Raw genomic sequence first — 272 nt, 5'->3', positions numbered from 1 at the left:
CTATTTGAACGAACTCAAAGGCTCTAAGAAGAAAAAAGAATCTAACCTTCAGGTGTTCTCGGCTATTCGTAAACTCAAGAATTATGGTCACGGATACGTGAATTTTGGCGAACCCATTGCGCTTAACCAGTTTCTTGAAAATCATGTGCCTAACTGGCGAGATTGTCGCGATGCCGAGCCAGAGAAAAAACCAGCGTGGCTGACACCTGCGGTTAACGAACTGGCCAATAATGTCATGACGCGAATTAACCGCGCAGCGGCATTAAATGGTA

Annotated in this window: 1 pseudogene; it reads left to right on the top strand. The window is 45.2% G+C overall.

The features are described from left to right. Positions 1 to 272 (top strand): annotated as a pseudogene (locus tag NLF92_RS12985) (glycerol-3-phosphate 1-O-acyltransferase PlsB); the annotation flags it as partial.

Source organism: Opacimonas viscosa, assembly GCF_024199005.1.
Lineage (GTDB): Bacteria > Pseudomonadota > Gammaproteobacteria > Enterobacterales > Alteromonadaceae > Opacimonas > Opacimonas viscosa.
Note: the sequence above shows the minus strand (reverse complement) of the source record. Positions and strands in the feature narration are given on the sequence as shown.